The 15,430-nt window shown below is 69.0% G+C and carries 17 protein-coding genes; 11 read left to right on the top strand and 6 right to left on the bottom strand.

Annotation, left to right across the window (positions count from 1 at the left end; translation table 11 throughout):
- The 3 genes from betA to DKG75_RS20885 all read left to right on the top strand — a co-directional run bounded on the left by betA (nt 1) and on the right by DKG75_RS20885 (nt 2,755).
- Nucleotides 1-1,665, top strand: a complete 1,665-nt coding sequence (gene betA, locus DKG75_RS20895; protein WP_109923134.1) for a choline dehydrogenase — start codon at nt 1-3, stop codon at nt 1,663-1,665.
- A 146-nt stretch (nt 1,666-1,811) separates the two neighbouring features.
- On the top strand, nt 1,812-2,066 hold the full coding sequence (locus DKG75_RS20890; RefSeq protein WP_109923133.1) for a hypothetical protein: 255 nt from the start codon (nt 1,812-1,814) through the stop codon (nt 2,064-2,066).
- A gap of 122 nt (nt 2,067-2,188) precedes the next feature.
- Nucleotides 2,189-2,755: an MOSC domain-containing protein gene (locus tag DKG75_RS20885; RefSeq protein WP_208112246.1), complete on the top strand. Its 567-nt coding sequence runs from the start codon at nt 2,189-2,191 to the stop codon at nt 2,753-2,755.
- Nucleotides 2,756-2,761: 6 nt separating this feature from the next.
- On the opposite strand, the gene DKG75_RS20880 is transcribed toward DKG75_RS20885, so the two are convergent.
- Together DKG75_RS20880 and DKG75_RS20875 are read right to left on the bottom strand one after the other, a co-directional pair.
- Nucleotides 2,762-3,145, bottom strand: a complete 384-nt coding sequence (locus DKG75_RS20880) for a group II truncated hemoglobin (protein WP_109923132.1) — start codon at nt 3,143-3,145, stop codon at nt 2,762-2,764.
- A 12-nt stretch (nt 3,146-3,157) separates the two neighbouring features.
- On the bottom strand, nt 3,158-4,405 hold the full coding sequence (locus DKG75_RS20875; protein WP_109923131.1) for an adenylate/guanylate cyclase domain-containing protein: 1,248 nt from the start codon (nt 4,403-4,405) through the stop codon (nt 3,158-3,160).
- 212 nt (nt 4,406-4,617) lie between these two features.
- On the opposite strand from DKG75_RS20875, the gene DKG75_RS23825 reads away from it, so the two are divergent.
- Nucleotides 4,618-5,097 carry an HU family DNA-binding protein gene (locus DKG75_RS23825; protein WP_109923130.1) on the top strand — a complete coding sequence of 160 codons (480 nt, stop codon included), beginning with the start codon at nt 4,618-4,620 and terminating at the stop codon, nt 5,095-5,097.
- Between the two features lie 207 nt (nt 5,098-5,304).
- Here DKG75_RS23825 and DKG75_RS20865 read toward each other — a convergent pair whose 3' ends face one another.
- Nucleotides 5,305-6,066: a DUF4394 domain-containing protein gene (locus tag DKG75_RS20865; protein ID WP_109923129.1), complete on the bottom strand. Its 762-nt coding sequence runs from the start codon at nt 6,064-6,066 to the stop codon at nt 5,305-5,307.
- A 152-nt stretch (nt 6,067-6,218) separates the two neighbouring features.
- Between DKG75_RS20865 and DKG75_RS20860 the strand changes: the two genes are divergently transcribed.
- The 5 genes from DKG75_RS20860 (at nt 6,219) to DKG75_RS20840 (ending at nt 10,246) form a co-directional block, all read left to right on the top strand.
- Entirely contained in the window at nt 6,219-6,773 is a 555-nt protein-coding gene (locus tag DKG75_RS20860) for a sigma-70 family RNA polymerase sigma factor (protein ID WP_208112248.1), read from the top strand.
- Nucleotides 6,770-7,465: an anti-sigma factor gene (locus DKG75_RS20855; protein ID WP_109923128.1), complete on the top strand. Its 696-nt coding sequence runs from the start codon at nt 6,770-6,772 to the stop codon at nt 7,463-7,465. The genes DKG75_RS20860 and DKG75_RS20855 overlap by 4 nt, the downstream gene beginning before the upstream one ends.
- Nucleotides 7,466-7,837: 372 nt before the next feature.
- A complete protein-coding gene (locus DKG75_RS20850; protein WP_109923127.1) occupies nt 7,838-8,833 on the top strand; it encodes a WD40 repeat domain-containing protein in 996 nt (331 codons plus the stop codon).
- A gap of 234 nt (nt 8,834-9,067) precedes the next feature.
- Nucleotides 9,068-9,715 carry a helix-turn-helix domain-containing protein gene (locus DKG75_RS20845; RefSeq protein WP_243746596.1) on the top strand — a complete coding sequence of 216 codons (648 nt, stop codon included), beginning with the start codon at nt 9,068-9,070 and terminating at the stop codon, nt 9,713-9,715.
- Nucleotides 9,716-9,727: 12 nt separating this feature from the next.
- Entirely contained in the window at nt 9,728-10,246 is a 519-nt protein-coding gene (locus DKG75_RS20840; protein ID WP_109923125.1) for an OsmC family protein, read from the top strand.
- A gap of 16 nt (nt 10,247-10,262) precedes the next feature.
- On the opposite strand, the gene DKG75_RS20835 is transcribed toward DKG75_RS20840, so the two are convergent.
- The 3 genes from DKG75_RS20835 to DKG75_RS20825 are packed head-to-tail and all read right to left on the bottom strand — an operon-like array spanning nt 10,263 to nt 13,849.
- Nucleotides 10,263-11,831, bottom strand: a complete 1,569-nt coding sequence (locus tag DKG75_RS20835) for a helix-turn-helix domain-containing protein (RefSeq protein ID WP_166646575.1) — start codon at nt 11,829-11,831, stop codon at nt 10,263-10,265.
- Between the two features lie 49 nt (nt 11,832-11,880).
- Nucleotides 11,881-12,558, bottom strand: coding sequence for a TetR/AcrR family transcriptional regulator (locus tag DKG75_RS20830; RefSeq protein WP_166646576.1), 678 nt, complete (start codon nt 12,556-12,558; stop codon nt 11,881-11,883).
- A gap of 10 nt (nt 12,559-12,568) precedes the next feature.
- Nucleotides 12,569-13,849, bottom strand: a complete 1,281-nt coding sequence (locus DKG75_RS20825) for a cytochrome P450 (RefSeq protein WP_109923122.1) — start codon at nt 13,847-13,849, stop codon at nt 12,569-12,571.
- Between the two features lie 199 nt (nt 13,850-14,048).
- On the opposite strand from DKG75_RS20825, the gene DKG75_RS20820 reads away from it, so the two are divergent.
- On the top strand, nt 14,049-15,041 hold the full coding sequence (locus tag DKG75_RS20820) for a phosphotransferase family protein (RefSeq protein WP_109923121.1): 993 nt from the start codon (nt 14,049-14,051) through the stop codon (nt 15,039-15,041).
- A 1-nt stretch (nt 15,042) separates the two neighbouring features.
- The gene (locus DKG75_RS20815) at nt 15,043-15,429 is read left to right on the top strand and encodes a DUF6285 domain-containing protein (RefSeq protein ID WP_109923120.1); all 387 of its coding nucleotides are present in this window, start codon (nt 15,043-15,045) and stop codon (nt 15,427-15,429) included.
- Nucleotide 15,430 lies beyond the last annotated feature (1 nt).

Here is a 15,430-nt window from a genome sequence, read left to right as displayed (position 1 = left end):
ATGCCCGCCAGCGATACCTTCGATTACATCATCGTCGGCGCCGGGTCCGCCGGCTGCGTGCTGGCCAGCCGCCTCAGCGAAGCGGGCACGAACAGCGTCCTCATCCTCGAATACGGCGGTTCCGACCGCTCGATCTTCATCCGGATGCCGAGCGCGCTGTCGATCCCGATGAACATGGCGAAATACAACTGGTTCTACGAGACCGAGCCGGAGCCCCACCTGGGCGGGCGGCGCATGCATACGCCGCGGGGCAAGGTGGTGGGCGGCTCGTCGTCGATCAACGGCATGGTCTATGTCCGCGGCAACCCCCTCGACTTCGACCGCTGGGATGCGGAGGGGGCCAGCGGCTGGTCCTATGCCAATGTCCTGCCCTATTTCAAGCGGGCGGAGGGCCGGGGCGAGGGCGGCGACGCCTATCGCGGCGGCGACGGGCCGCTGCACACTTCCTATGGAACGCTGCGCAACCCTCTCTACCGGGCCTGGATCGAGGCGGCGAAACAGGCCGGCTATCCCGAGACGGGCGACATCAACGGTTACCAGCAGGAAGGCTTCGGCCGGATGGACATGACGACCTGGCGCGGCCGGCGCTGGAGTGCGGCCGATGCCTATCTGAAGCCGGCGCTGCGCCGGAAGAACATCGAGTTGCGCCAGCACGCCCTGGCCACCCGCATCCTGTTCGAGGGCCGGCGCGCCACCGGCATCGCCTATCGCCGCGACGGGCAGGAGGTCGAGGTGCGGGCCCGGCGCGAGGTGATCCTGGCCGGCGGGCCGATCAATTCGCCGCAACTCCTGAAACTGTCCGGGGTCGGGCCGGGGGCGGAACTGGGCGACCACGGCATCGCCGTGCACCACCACCTGCCGGGCGTCGGCGAAAACCTGCAGGACCACCTGGAATTCTATTTCCAGATGGCTTGCACCAAGCCGGTTACACTCTATTCCAGCCAGGGCTTCGTCGCCAAAGCCTTGGTCGGCCTGCGCTGGCTGCTGCGCCACGACGGGCTGGGCGCCACCAATCATTTCGAAAGCTGCGGCTTCATCCGCAGCCGGGCGGGCATCCGCTATCCCGACATCCAATATCATTTCCTGCCGCTGGCGGTTTCCTATGACGGCAATGCGCTGGCGACCGAGCACGGCTTCCAGGCCCATGTCGGCCCCATGCGCAGCAAGAGCCGGGGCTGGGTGCGGCTGCGCTCCGCCGATGCCCGGGACAAGCCCCGGGTCTTCTTCAACTACCTGAGCCACGAGGACGACTGGGCGGAGATGCGCGCCTGCGTGCGCCTGACCCGGGAGATTTTCCAGCAGCCGGCCTTCGCCCCCTATCGCGGGCGGGAAATCCAGCCGGGCGCCGACATCGCCGGCGATGTCGCGATCGACGCCTTCATCCGCGACAAGGTGGAAAGCGCCTATCACCCCTCGTGCAGTTGCAAGATGGGCCGGCCGGACGATCCGATGGCGGTGGTCGACCCGGAAACCCGGGTGATCGGCCTCGATGGCCTGCGCGTCGTCGACAGTTCGATCATGCCCTCGGTCACTACCGGCAACCTGAACGCCCCGACCATCATGATCGGCGAGCGCGCCTCCGACCTGATCCTGGGCCGGCCCCTGCTGCCGCCCTCGAACGCGCCCTATTATGTCGCATCGAACTGGCAGGGCGCGCAGCGCTAGGATTTCCCCGTCGTCGCCTTCATTCGACCATATTCGGGGGCTAAAGGTTCAAGACTGAGCCTTTCCTGCCCCTAACCCCAGAAAGATCGGGGCCGGAAAGATCGACGACCCCCTTGCGGTTGATCCAACAACGAAAGGAGATCGCCATGGTTGCCACCATTGCCGATGCCGAACAGGCCATCCAGGCTGCGATCATCAAGGTGCAGGCTCTCGGGGAAATCCCCAATCGTCCCGTGGTCATCGATACGGCGGTGAAACGCCTGATGATGGCCGATACCGAAGAGGCGGACGCCCGCGACCTCGTCGCCCGCGCCGTCACCGCCATGCGCCAGCGCGGCGTGCTGCATGCCCATGAAGGGCCCTACAACATCTGGACCATCACCGAAGCCGGCCACGCCTGAACCGCCGCCTTCCCCGACCTTGGGGCTGGATCATCCAGCCCCAAGATCCGCGCGACAATTCATCCCTTGCGCGCCGCCCCCTTTGCGGGTCAAGGTCCGCCCGGACCCGAAGGGAGCCGGCCATGATCGAGACCAGCGCGCCGATCGTCACCCCGATCGTTACGACCGTTGCCGCCAGCCCGGCGCATGGCTTCAGCAAGCGGCCCCTGCCCGCCATCCGGCTGCTCGCCGGCTTCGGCGTCGTCGGCGATGCGCATTCTGGGGTTACGGTGCAGCACCGCTCGCGCGTGGCGCGCAACCGCATGCAGCCGAACCTGCGCCAGGTCCACCTGATCCACGGCGAACTGCATGACGAATTGCTCGGCCTCGGCTTTGCCGTCGCGCCGGCTGAGCTTGGCGAGAATGTCACCACCCGCGGCCTCGACCTGCTGGCCCTGCCGCGCGGCACCCGGCTTCGCCTCGGGCCCGCGGCGGTGGTCGAACTCACCGGCCTGCGCAACCCCTGCATCCAGATCGACCATTTCCAGAACGGCCTGACCCGGGCCGTGCTCGGGCGCGACGACGCCGGCAATCTGGTGCGGAAGGCCGGGGTCATGGCCATCGTCCTCGACGACGGCACGGTCAGCCCCGGCGATGCGATCGAGGTCCGCCTGCCCGACGGCCCGCATCAGGCGCTGTCGCCGATCTGAGGATCGTCAGGCCTCGCGGTTCTGCATGTGGTGGGCGAGTTCCACCACCCGGCGCATGACGAGATCGCGCAAGGGAATGGCCGCCGCCACCTCGGCCCAGGCGGTAGCGAAGCACAGCAGCCAGCCGTCCCGCTCCTCCGGTCCGATGGGGGCCGGGAAATGGCGCATGCGCAGGCGCGGATGGCCGTATTTCGCGACGTAAAGCTCGGGCCCGCCCAGCCAGCCGGACATGAACTCGAAAAACTTCTGCTCGCTGCCCGACAGGTCGGCCGGGTGAATGGCCCGGCAGGCCGCGGCCTGGGGCAGGAAATCCATGGTTTCATAGAACAGGCGGGCCAAGCGGCGCACCCCCGCCTCGCCCCCGATCTGCTCATAAGCCGTTTGCGCCATGGACTGCCCTCGTCATTGCGCCGTCTGGTTAGCAGATCGGACGGCCGCTGGCCTGCCCCCTTTCGCCGCGGGGGCGAAGATTTCGACCGGGTGGGGAAAACCGCGCAGGGCATGATGGCCGAGGGACGGCCCCGGATCGTCGAGCAGCGCCGCCACCGGCGCCGTCACCAGCAGCGCCTGCCCCAGCGGCTTGCACAGCGCCTCGACCCGGGCCGCGGCATTGACCGCGGGGCCGATCACCGTGAAGTCGAGCCGTTCGGCCGCGCCGACATTGCCGAAGAAGACATCGCCGAGATGAAGCGCGATGCCGCTGCGCAAGGGCGCCCAGCCGTCGACCGCGGCGAGCCGGGGCGGCGGCGCCCGGTTCAGCGCCTCGACCGCCGCCAGCCCGGCACCGGCCGCCGCCAGCGCCGCCCCGGCCGCAGCGCCCGCCCCGGCAAAGGCGGCCAGCGGAAACACGGCGAGCAGGCCGTCGCCCATGAATTTCAGCACTTCGCCCCCGGCCTCGACCACCGCGCCGGCCAAGGCCTCGAAATAGGCGTTCAGGAGGGCGATCATGTCGAGCCCGTCGAGGCGTTCCGTCAGATCGGTGAAACCGCGCAGGTCCGAAACCCAGATCACCGCGCGCACCGGCGCCCCCGCCCCGCGCGCCACGGTGCCGGCCAGAACCTGCCGCCCGGCCGCCGGCCCGAGATAGACGTCGAGCACATTGGCCGCCACCAGCATCATGGTGTGGCGCTCGACATGTAATGCAAGAAGTTTCAATACGGGCGCGAGCGCCGACAGGTCGGCCTCGGCAAAGCCGGCCGGCCGGCACGTGCCGATGGTTGCCGCATTGCCGAGAACACCGCCGCTGCGCAGCGGCAGGGCGAGATAATCGGCAATGCCGCGGGCGGCGAGATCGGCCGCGATCGGAAAGCGCGCCGCCGCGCCGGGATCGAGCGGGCGGATACGGCAGGTCTCGCCGAGATCGAGCGCGTGGTACAGCGGATTGCGCCGATAGGCCGGGCTTTCGGCCGCCGCGGCGCCGACCCGCACCTCGTCGCAGAGGGCGTCGTCACGGCTCCAGTTCCACGCCATGCCGACGACCTGCGGGTGCAGGGTGCCGATATGCAGGCTGGCCCGATCGAGCGGAAAGCCCGCCGCGGCCAGGCGCCGGACCAGGCCGTCGAACAGTTCGAGCAGGTCCGGCGCGGCGATCGCATCGTTCAGGAGCCAGTCCGCGACCGCCTCGAGTCCGGGGCCGGCCGGCGGCGGCAAAGGACCGCCCCGCAGGCGACGGCGAAGAAAAACCGAGGCCGGATAAGCTCGCGGAGCGGGGTCTGGAGCAGTTTCGATCGTGAATTCCGGCATTTTACGGGCCTTTCACCGCATGAGGCCACTTTTTAACATGAAAATGACATGTAGAATGCGGCCTCGGTGACTGAAGCCGAGACTTCGTCCCGATTCGCCGCTCTGGGAGGAGAAATCCATTGGCGACCTTCAAGGAACTGATCAGTGACTTTGCGACCCACACCGGCCTCGAGCCGAAAGTGGCGGACAAGGCACTCCGTGGCGTGATCGAATTCATCGCCACCCGCACCGCGCAGGGCGAAAAGCTGCGCCTGCCCGGCCTTGGCACCTTCGAGGTCAAGAAACGGGCCGCCCGCAAGGGTCGCAACCCGCAGACGGGCGAAGCGATCAAGATCAAGGCGAGCAGCCGCCTCGCCTTCCGCCAGGCGGCGACGCTGGCGGTGGCGGAACCGCCGAAGAAGGCCAAGGCCGGAAAGCCGAAGGCCGCCAAGGCGGAAGCGGCGCCCAAGCCGGACGCCAAGCCCGCCAAGGCCAAGGCCGCGCCCAAGGCGGCCGCTGCCCCGAAGGCGGCCGCCGCCGCCAAGGCCGCGCCCGCGACCAAGGCCAAGGCCCCGGCCGAAAAGCCGGCGCCGAAGAAGGCCGCCGCGAAAAAGAAGTAAGCAACATACCACGTTACACGCTGCCGGGACCCGATCCCGGCAGCGTGTAACCGTGAACGGGACTGCGCGCCGGGCCGCCCGCTCCGGCGGGCCCGGCCCGCGGCGGTGAAGCCGCGGGCGCCCCGCCGGCCCGGGTGCAGGGATACCAGGCCGGCCGGAAAGCCGCCGGCGCGGCCGGCAGGACCGCCCCGGCGACCTGGTAAGAATTCAGGGCAGCGGCAGGACCGCGATATCGGTCACCGCGGCCAGTGCCGGATCGCCGGCGACGGCCGTGGCCGCGCCGGTGGCGAGGTCGAGCTTGTGCAGGCGCCCCGCCGCCAGCAGATAGGCGGTATTGCCGCCCTTGCCGTCGGTGCCGATATCGAAGGCGGCCACCTGGATCTCGATGCCGAGCTTGCCGACGGGGTTGAGCACGCCGTCGTTCGGCGGGGCCTGGCGGAACAGGGCGGCGCCGGTGCCGTCGATATCGAACAGGACGGTTTCCTTGGCCCCCGCGACCGCATTGGTATAGGCGCCGGCGACGATCCGCGGACTTGCGCCCGGGCCGGCGAAATTCAGCGCGCCGTCGACGGTGACGGCGCCATCGGCCAGATTGGCGCGCAGGTTGGTGCCGTCGCTGCCGATCAGGCGCAGGCGATCCGCCACCGGGTTGAAATCGACGGTGGCGACGACGCCGGCCGGCAACATGGTCTTCAGCGTCACGACGGCGGTGGCGGCCCCGGTCGCCACATCGATGGTTACCACCTTGCCCTCGGCGGTGACGCCGTAGAGCAGGCCGTCCGCCGGGCGGACGTCGATGCCGACCAGTTTTTCGCTGCCGGTGATCCGGACCGGCGCGGCCGGCTTGGCGGTTTCGCTGTCGAAGGCGATCAGCGTGTCGCCGCCGGCCAGGCCGACGATGGTCGCCGCTTCCGCGCCGGCCGCCCCGAGGGCGAGAATGCCGGCCAGAAAGGTGGATGCCGTCTTCATCTTCCGTCTCCCCAATACGCCTTCCCGCGGCGTCGGGGAATGAACACGGCGGCGGGGGCCGGCGGATGCAGCCGATATTTTTTCTTCTGCTGCATCCGAACCGGCCCGCCGCCGTGTTACTCATCCCGGCAGCAATGCGGGGACGAAGCAGCGTGACCGAACCGAGACCAGCGACGCCCGATCACCAGGACCTGATCATGGCCTGCGCCCGCGGCGAGAAATCGGCGCTGCAGGCGCTCTACGCGCTCGAAGCCGGCCGCATGATCGCGGTCGCCCAGCGCATCCTGCAACGCCGCGACTGGGCGGAAGATGCGGTTCACGACACTTTCGTGCAGATCTGGCGGAAAGCGGCGCAGTTCCAGCCCGGCCTCGGCTCGGCCCGGGGCTGGGTCTATACGATCCTGCGCCATCTCTCGCTCAACATGCGGCGCGACCGCGCGCAGGAGGAAGCCGTGGACCCTGACCACCTGGCGGCCCTGGCGGTGCCGGCCCTCGATCCCGCCGCCGTCTTCGCCGATCTGGCCGAGACCAGCGCCCTGAAACGCTGTCTTCAGGCCCTGGAGGCGCCCCGCCGCGACAGCATCATCCTCGCCTATGCCGGCGGCTTTTCCCATGGCGAGATCGCCGGCCGGCTGGGCGTGCCGCTGGGCACGGTCAAGGCGTGGATCCGGCGCGGGCTGCTGGCCCTGCGGGCGTGCCTGGCATGACGGACGATCTGGACGCCCGCCGCATCAGGGCCGCCGAAGTCGTGCTCGGCCTGCTGCCCGCCGCGGATCTCCGCGAGGCCGAAAAAGACGAGGCTTTTGCCGCCGAGATCGCCTATTGGCGCCGGCGCTTTTCGGATCTCGACGACATGGCCACCCCCCTTCCCCCCGATGCGGCCCTGTGGCAGCGCATCGAGGCCAGCCTTCAGGCCCCCGCCGCCGTCCCGGCCCCGGCCGCACGTTCCGGCCCGTGGCGCGGCTGGTGGAACAGCCTGCCTTTGTGGCGCTTCGGCACCGCCGCCCTCGCGACCGCGCTGCTGCTGCTCGCAGTCGCCGCCGGCCTCGACCAGCCGAAGACGCCGGCGGTGATCGCCGTCCTGCTCTCGCCCGAGGGGCGGGCGGGTGCCATCGTCGAAGCCTTCGCCGACGGCAGCGTGAAACTGGTCCCGATCACCGATATTCCGGTGCCCAGCGGCAAGGCGTTGCAGGTCTGGACCCTGTGGGACCGGGCGCGGGGGCCCGTCCCCCTCGGCCTGCTCGAACGCAACGCGAGTGCGGAGTTGCGTAGCGCCAGCCTGCCCACGCCCCAGCCGGAACAGCTTTACGAAATCACCCTGGAACCCGCCAGCGGCTCGCCCACCGGGCAGCCCACGGGCCCCGTCCTGTACAAGGGCCTGGCCGCCGTCCCCCATTGACGGCGGCCGGACCGGGGATATAAAACGATAAAATAATGTTATTTTAAAAGATATCAATTCACATATGTAATTTGCAAAGCTATGCCTTGCCGGGCCTGCCCGCGCGAGTCATGGTGACGGGGTGCCTTGCTCCTCTGCCGACGAGCGAGCGGGGATGCCTGAAAGGGATGATCGTGTTCACGGGTTCGATGCCGGCCGCCCTTCGCTGCTGCCGCGACATGTTCGAGGATGCCCCCGGCCGGAACGCCCTGCGTTCCTGTCGCCGCTGTATGGCCTGACCCGCAGGCTTTTTCCCATCTGTCCGAGAATTGTGGCGGACCGGTACCGACCGGCCCGCGACGGGCTTCCCTATTCCTCGCCTCGAGGTGCGACATGACTTCCGTTCCTCCCTCCCCCGCGTCTGCCGCCGTCTTCGACCGCTCGTCCCGCTGGCTGGGCGTCAGCCGCGACGACGGCGCGCTGGTCGTCGTCGATACCGGCGACCGCGATCTGGCCCGGCGCGAGATCGCCCTGCATCGCGGCACCTCGCTGCGCCTTCTCGCCAACCCGCATGGCAGCGGCTTCGTTTCCGGCGGCAGCGACGGTCGCCTGCTGGCGGTGGATCCGGCGGGCGAGATCCTGGCCCTGGCGGCCCGGCCGCACCGCTTCATCGATCAGGTCGCGGCCAGCAGCCGGGGCCATCTGGTCTGGGCCAACGACCACGACCTGACCATCATCGGCCCCGACGAGGCGCAAAACATCCTTCTGCCCGAGGCGCCGAGCAGCCTTGCCGTCTCCGTCGATGCCCGGCTGGTGGTCACGGCGCGGGCCGGCCGCATCGAGATCCGGGATGCGGACAAGGCCGGCGTCCTGCTGCGCTCCATCCTGTTCCGCGGCGCGCCGGTCAAGGTGGCGCTCAGCCCGTGCAAGCGGCTGGTGGCGGCGTCGCTCTACGGCGGCGGCATCGGCCTGTGGCGGGTGGAGACCGGGCGCGGCGGCCTTGCCCTCACCCTGCCCGCCCCGGCGGTCGAGATCGCCTGGGCGCGGGATATCGCCGGCGATCCGGTCCTTCTCGGCGCCAGCGGCGACCGGCTCTTCGCCCTGTCGCCGCGCCAGCCGCAGGAGCCGCGCTGGTTCGGCCCGGGCAACGGCCGGCGCATCACCGCCTTCGCCTTCAGCGCCGAAGGGGCGGTGATCGCCATCGGCACCGAGGACGGCGAAATCCTGCGCTACAGCGCCTGGAACTACGGCCTGCTGGAACAGGCACGGCCGGCCGGCGGCATCGTCGCCGGCCTCGCCTTTTCCGCCGGCGGCTATCGCCTCGGCATCGGCTATGACCATGGCGCCATCGCCCAGCTTGCGCCCGACAGCGCCGATTGGGTGATCTGAAGCCGGTCCCCGGCCGGGCGGCCGGGGACTCTTCACGGCCCTATTAAACACGATTAATATGATATTTATTTATAACAACACCATCATTGACGATCATAAATTTCCATTCTCATATGATGTGTGAATTTGGCGGCAGGGGGATACGAAAATGGTCGATGCATATAACCACGGCGGCGGGACCCAGGGCTTCGCGGCCGTGTGCGGGCACCCCGGCCTTTCCCCGGGGCAATGGCCGTGAGCGACGCCGCCATCCTGACCGCCCCCGTTTCGCCGCCCCCCAACCCCAGGATCCCCATGCACGCCGGTGACGACGAGGGCGAAACGCTGATCGCCACGGTGGCGCGAAACCTGAAACGCCTGCGCACCCGCCAGGGCCTGTCGCTCGAACGCCTGGCGGTCCGCTCCGGGGTCAGCCGCTCCATGCTGGGCCAGATCGAACTCGGCCGCTCGGCCCCGTCCATCAGCCTCTTGTGGAAGATCGCCCGGGCCCTGGGCGTGCCCTTCTCGGCCCTGACCACCGCGGTCGACGAGGGCGGCACGGTGGTGCTGCGCGCCGATCAGGCGAAAAGCCTGACCTCCCGCGATGGCCGCTTCATTTCCCGCGCCCTGTTCCCGGTTACCGGCGACCGGCGCACCGAATTCTATGAATTGCGCCTGTCCTTCCTCGGCCATGAAGTGGCCGATCCCCATGCCCCCGGCACGATCGAGAACCTCGTGGTCACCCGCGGCCGGGTCGAGATCACCGTGGGCGAGCAGCGCCACGAGCTTGGCGCCGGCGACGCCATCCGCTTCGCCGCCGACATCCCGCATGCCTATCGCAATACCGGGCGGGAGGATGCGGTGATGTATCTGGTCATGACCTATGTCGCCCCGCAGGATTGATTGAGGCCGAACATGTCCCTTGCCGAACAATTGCAGCCGCTGCGCAGCACCCTGGCCGAGAATGCCGCCGCCGCCGGCGCCCGTTTCCGCGCCGACGGCACGCTGACCGGCACCACCCGGGTCGAGATCAAGGCCGGCTCGGGCCATGCCTTCCTGGTCGACGAACCGCGCTCGCTGGGCGGCGACGATGCGGCGGCCAATCCGGTCGAATATGCCCTGGCGGCCCTTGGCTCGTGCCAGGCGATCACCTATCGGGTGTGGGCGGCCCTGCTGGGGCTGCGCTTCGACCGGCTGGAGGTCGCGGTCGAGGGCGATATCGACCTGCGCGGCTTTTTCGGCGTCGATGACGGCGTCCGCCCCGGCTTCCAGGCGATCCGGGTCAAGGTCACGGTCGACGGCCCGGAAACGGCCGCGCGCTATGCCGAACTGACCGAGGCGGTGAACCGCCACTGCCCGGTCCTCGACCTGTTCGCCACTCCCGTGCCGGTGGCGCATGAATTGCTGATCGCGGCCCCGGCCGCCACCGCCTGAGCGGGCGCAAGGCCCGTCACAAGCGGTCGAGATACCAGGCGTGATCCAGCGGATTGACTTCCGCCTGATAGCGTTCGAATTCGGCGCGGCGCAGGCGGCCGTAATGCTGGTGATAGCGCTCGCCGAAATAGCGCGGCAGGACGGTGCCGTCGTCATAGGCATCGAGGGCGTTCGACCAATGCCGGGGCAGGCTGGGCGCGACCAGATCGTAGGCATTGCCTTCGATCGGCGGGCCGGGGTCCAGGCGTTCGGTCAGGCCGCAATGCATGGCGCCGAGAATGGCCGCCACCGCCAGATAGGGATTGGCATCGGCGCCGCAGACCCGGTGCTCGACCCGGCGGGCGCGGGCGTCGCCGCCCGGCACGCGCAGCGATACGGTGCGGTTCTCGAACCCCCAGGTCGGCGCCACCGGGGCATAGGAGCCGAGCTGGAAGCGGCGGAACGAATTGGCATTGGGCGCGAAGACCGCCATCGATTCCGCCATCGCCCGCATCAACCCGCCGACCGCGTGGCGCAGCCGCTCGTCCGCCTGGGGCTGGCCGGGGGCGAAGGCGTTCCGCCCCTTGTCGTCGGCGAGGCTGACGTGGACATGAAGGCCGGAGCCGGAAATCCCGCCATAGGGCTTGGCCATGAAGGTGGCGTCGATGCCGTGGCGCCGGGCGACCGACCGCACGGTCCGCTTGAACAGGATGGCATGGTCGCAGGCGGTCGCGGCATCGGCGACATGATGCGTGTTGATCTCGAACTGGCCGGGCGCATATTCCGACAGGGCGCCGGTGACCGGCACGCCCTGGGCCTCCATCGCCGCGGTGATATCGGCCAGGACCTGGCGGTGGGCATCCATCTCGTCGAGCGACAGGACCTGGGTCGACCAGTCGCGCCGCCCCGAGAAGGGCGAGGCGACGGGCTGGGGCCCGCCGAGTTCGGTGCGGCTGCGGTCGATCAGGTAGAATTCCAATTCGCAGGCGACGACCGGGTTGAGGCCGATCTCGCGGAACTGCCCGACGATCCCCGACAGCACCTGGCGGGGATCGGCGAAGAAGGGTTCCCCCTCCTCCGACAACAGGGTCAGCAGCATCTGGGCGGCATCGGGCCCGACCCAGGGCATGGGCAGGATGCGGCCATCGACGGGCACGGCGATCTGGTCGCGGTCGCCGGTTTCCATGCCGAGGCCGGTCTCCTCGACATTCTCGCCGTGGATGTCGAGGCCGAAGAGCGAGCCGACCAGTTTCAGGCCGTGGTCGATGACCTCCACCGCCTCGGCCCGCGACGCCCGCTTGCCGCGGCACACGCCATTGGTATCGGCGATGACGAGATCGATGTGGCGGACCTCGGGGTGGCTGTCCAGGAAATGGCGGGCGGCCATCGCCGGGTCGGGATGGTCATGGCCCTGCCCTGCCGGGGCATAGAAGTCGCTGGGCCCGACCAAGCCGTTCGAGGCCTCGGCCAGGCGGCGCATGGCGTCGGGGCGCGGAATCTGCTGGCCGCTGGCGTAGCGGCTCATGGCGGCGACGGAAACGCCGGCACGCCGGGCGAATTCGGTAAGGGTCAGCCGCTCGCGGGCCAGGACATCGGCAATCTTCACAGTGCCCCAAGGGTAACCCCGGGGCACGAGAACTGGCAAGCCGGCGCCGTCAGGCCGTCACCAAGGCGAGCGTCTGGGCCGAGGGCGGCTGGCACAGCATGCCCTCGAGGGTGTCGATCAGGTTCTGATGCGCCAGATCCTCGTTCCAGCCGGGCGGCCAGAGGCCGGGGGCGCGCTCCGCCTGCACCCGGGACGACAGGGCGGAAAAGGCATGCAGCATGGCAAAGCGCAGGCGCTGGGCGAGGAGAACCGGCGGCAGCGGCGGCAGCATGCGGCGCAGATGGGCGAGGCAGCGGCGCGTCGCCGAATCGAGATCGATGTGGATCGCCTCGAACATCAGTTCGGCATGGCTGGCCATGACCCGACGCAGGAAGGCGACGCCGTCCTCCTGGCCGCCGGGCAGGTCGCGGGCATCCTCGGGCGGGACATTGACCAGGATGGCCAGAACCTCGCGCACCGAATGGGGGCCGCCCGCCGCCTCCATCTCGTCCACCCTGCGGTTGCGCGCCACTTCGACCACCGCCGCGGTTTCCGCGATCAATTCGGCGATCAGCGCTTCCTTGGAGCGGAAATAATAATTCACCGAGCCGGCGTTCTTCTGTCCCGCGGCCTTGGTAATGTCGCGAATCGAGACGGCGTCGATCCCCAAATCGGCAAACAGGCGGCGGGCCGCCTGTTTGATTCTCTCGCGTGTATCTTCGCCGCGCGGCGAACGTTCGTCGGTCATGGACCGGAATTTAGGCGATCTCGTAGCGAATGGGCAGAGATTTCGGACCATTCACGAAGGTCGATTGCGAGGTCCGCGGCTCGCCCGCCAGTTCGAGGGATTTCAACCGGGGGATGAGTTCCTCGAACAGCAACCGCATCTCCATCTTGGCCAGATGCTGGCCGAGGCAGAGGTGGGCGCCATAGCCGAAGGCGAGGTGCCGGTTCGGCTTGCGGTCGACGCGGAAGCGGAACGGATCCTCGAACACCGTCTCGTCCCGGTTGCCCGAGGCATAGCACAGCATCAGCCAGTCATCCTTGGCGATCTTCTGGCCGGCGAGTTCCGTATCCTCGGTCGCCGAGCGCATGAAGGTCTTGACCGGCGTGGTCCAGCGGATCGCCTCGTCGACGAGGCCGGGGATCAGGCCCGGGTCCTTCTTCACGAGGTCGAACTGTTCCGGGTCCCGGGCCAGCGCCCAGACCGCGCCGGCGGTCGAGGACGAAGTGGTGTCGTGCCCGGCGGTGGCGACGATGATGTAATAGCTCATCATGTCGAAATCGGGGATCGGCTGGCCGTCGATCCGGCTGTTGGCCAGCACGGTCGCCAGGTCTTCCCGGGGGGTCTTGCGGCGGTCCTCGGAAATGGCCGAGAAATAGTCCTGGAAGTCGTCGACCGTCGCCTTCAGCATCATGACGATCTGTTCCGGGTCCATCATGGCCATCATGCGGGCCTGGTCCGGGTCCTGGGCGCCGAACAATTCCTGGGTCAGGCGCAGCATGCGGGGCTCGTCCTCGGACGGCACGCCCAGGATATCCATCACCACATGCAGCGGAAAGCCGAGGGCGACATCGGCGACGAAATCGCAAGTGCCGCTGCCGCGGCTCAGGAAGCGGTCGACCGCCGACTTGGCGATGGCCCGCACCCGGTCCTCGATCTTGCGCAGGTTCTGGGGCATGAACCAGGATTGGGTCAGGGCGCGGTATTTCGGGTGGTCCGGCGCATCCATCTGCACCAGCGAGCGCACGAGATGCGGGCTGCCGCCGGTCAGGCGGCGGACGAACTGGTCGCCCTCGCGGTTCACGATGGTGGTCGGGCGGTCGCCATTGTGAAACAGGGCGTTCTGCCGGCTGACCTCGAGCAGGTCGGCATGGCGCGTCACCACCCAGAAGGGGTCGAAGCCCTCCGGCTCGGCGACGGCAAGCGGCATGTTCCGGCGCAGCCAGCCATAGGCTTCGTGCATCCGGTCCGGATCGCCGAAGACGACAGGATCCACGATCGCATTGGCGATGTCCTGGGGAACGCGGGTGCTCATATCTCCTCCCTCCACTTCTTTCGGGTCTTTCGGGTTGTGCCCGGACCGCTTTATTAATACGATGTTTTAATATATTAGAGAAACCCGGGACACAAGTCCCGAAACAATGAGACCCGGACGATCCCGGGCGGGAGGGGAGAATGCACCGGGGCACCCGTACCCTGAGAGGCGCAGTTGCGCCTTTGGCGCCGTCTTGCTGATGAGCGAGGCCGTTCGCGCCGCCCTGTCAGCCCTGGCGCCCCGTCTGGCGCCCGGCACGACCGGCCTTGCCGGCTGCCGCCGGCTGTCGGGCGGGGCCAGCCAGGAAACCTGGCTGTTCGAGCTTGCGGCCGAGGGGGAAAGCCGGCGCTTCATCCTGCGCCGCGCCCCGGACGTGCAATGGCAGAGCGACCTTGCCGCCGGTCTCGGCACCGAGGCGGCGCTGATGCGCCTCGCGGGGGCCGCGGGCGTGCCCTCGCCGGCGGTCGTCCACATCCTTGCGCCCGGCGACGGGCTTGGCGAGGGCTTCGTCATGAGTTTCGTCGCGGGCGAGACTCTGGGCCAGAAGATCGTGCGCGATCCCGCCTTCGCCGAGGCACGGCCGGGGCTTGCCGGGCAATGCGGCCGCATCCTGGCCGCCATCCACCGGCTCGATGCCGGCGGCGTGGCCGGCCTCCGCCTGAAGACCAACCGCGCCAAGGTCGATGCCCTGGCCGAGGCCGTCGCCGGTTTCCGCGAACGCCGCCCGGTATTCGAACTGGCGCTGCGCTGGCTGGCCGGCCATGTGCCGGCCGATCCCGCACGGCCGGCCCTGGTCCACGGCGATTTCCGCAACGGCAACCTGATCGTCGGGCCCGAAGGCGTCCGGGCCGTGCTGGACTGGGAACTGGCCCATCTGGGCGACCCGCGCGAAGACCTGGGCTGGATCGCGGTCAATTCCTGGCGTTTCGGCGCCATCGACCTGCCGGTCGGCGGTTTCGGCACGCGCGAGGCGCTTTATGCCGCCTATGCCGCCGCCGGCGGCGCGCCGGTCGATGCCGCGGCGGTCCGCTTCTTCGAAGTGCTGGGCACGCTGCGCTGGGGCGTGATCTGCGCCGGCAACGCCGACCAGCTGGACCTCGCCGCGGCCAATGCGGTCGAGCGCTGCATCATCGGGCGCCGCGCTTCCGAGACCGAGCTTGATCTCCTCAACCTGCTGCGCGAGGCGGCCTGACATGCAGGATATGCCCAAGCCCGACGCCATCCTGGCCGCGGTGATCGACTTCCTGCGCGACCGCGCCCTGCCCGAAGTGTCGGGGCGGACCGCCTTCGACCTCCGGGTTTCGATCAATGCGCTCGAACTCGTCGCCCGGCAGATTGCCCTGACCCCGGCCAGCGACGCCGCCGAACACGCCCGCCTGACCGCGCTTCTGGGCCAGGACGGCACGATCGAGGCGCTGAACGCGCGGCTTGCGGACCAGATCAGGGCCGGGGCGCTGACCCCGGCCAGTCCCGGCCTGATCGCGCATCTGATCGAGACGACCCGGGAAAAGCTGGCGGTAGACCAGCCGAAATATGCCGCCTACCGGCGGCTCGACGAGAAGAATCAGGGGAGAGCATAGC

Origin of the sequence: Zavarzinia compransoris, from assembly GCF_003173055.1 — a bacterium.
In the GTDB taxonomy this organism is placed as follows: Bacteria; Pseudomonadota; Alphaproteobacteria; order Zavarziniales; family Zavarziniaceae; genus Zavarzinia; species Zavarzinia compransoris.
Note: the sequence above shows the minus strand (reverse complement) of the source record. Positions and strands in the feature narration are given on the sequence as shown.

Excerpts from the sequence above, each read along its gene's own strand:
- betA (WP_109923134.1), top strand. The coding sequence starts at position 1 with ATGCCCGCCAGCGATACCTTCGATTACATCATCGTCGGCGCCGGGTCC.
- DKG75_RS20890 (WP_109923133.1), top strand. The coding sequence starts at position 1,812 with ATGGTTGCCACCATTGCCGATGCCGAACAGGCCATCCAGGCTGCGATC.
- DKG75_RS20885 (WP_208112246.1), top strand. The coding sequence starts at position 2,189 with ATGATCGAGACCAGCGCGCCGATCGTCACCCCGATCGTTACGACCGTT.
- DKG75_RS20880 (WP_109923132.1), bottom strand. The coding sequence starts at position 3,145 with ATGGCGCAAACGGCTTATGAGCAGATCGGGGGCGAGGCGGGGGTGCGC.
- DKG75_RS20865 (WP_109923129.1), bottom strand. The coding sequence starts at position 6,066 with ATGAAGACGGCATCCACCTTTCTGGCCGGCATTCTCGCCCTCGGGGCG.
- DKG75_RS20855 (WP_109923128.1), top strand. The coding sequence starts at position 6,770 with ATGACGGACGATCTGGACGCCCGCCGCATCAGGGCCGCCGAAGTCGTG.
- DKG75_RS20850 (WP_109923127.1), top strand. The coding sequence starts at position 7,838 with ATGACTTCCGTTCCTCCCTCCCCCGCGTCTGCCGCCGTCTTCGACCGC.
- DKG75_RS20840 (WP_109923125.1), top strand. The coding sequence starts at position 9,728 with ATGTCCCTTGCCGAACAATTGCAGCCGCTGCGCAGCACCCTGGCCGAG.
- DKG75_RS20830 (WP_166646576.1), bottom strand. The coding sequence starts at position 12,558 with ATGACCGACGAACGTTCGCCGCGCGGCGAAGATACACGCGAGAGAATC.
- DKG75_RS20825 (WP_109923122.1), bottom strand. The coding sequence starts at position 13,849 with ATGAGCACCCGCGTTCCCCAGGACATCGCCAATGCGATCGTGGATCCT.
- DKG75_RS20820 (WP_109923121.1), top strand. The coding sequence starts at position 14,049 with ATGAGCGAGGCCGTTCGCGCCGCCCTGTCAGCCCTGGCGCCCCGTCTG.
- DKG75_RS20815 (WP_109923120.1), top strand. The coding sequence starts at position 15,043 with ATGCAGGATATGCCCAAGCCCGACGCCATCCTGGCCGCGGTGATCGAC.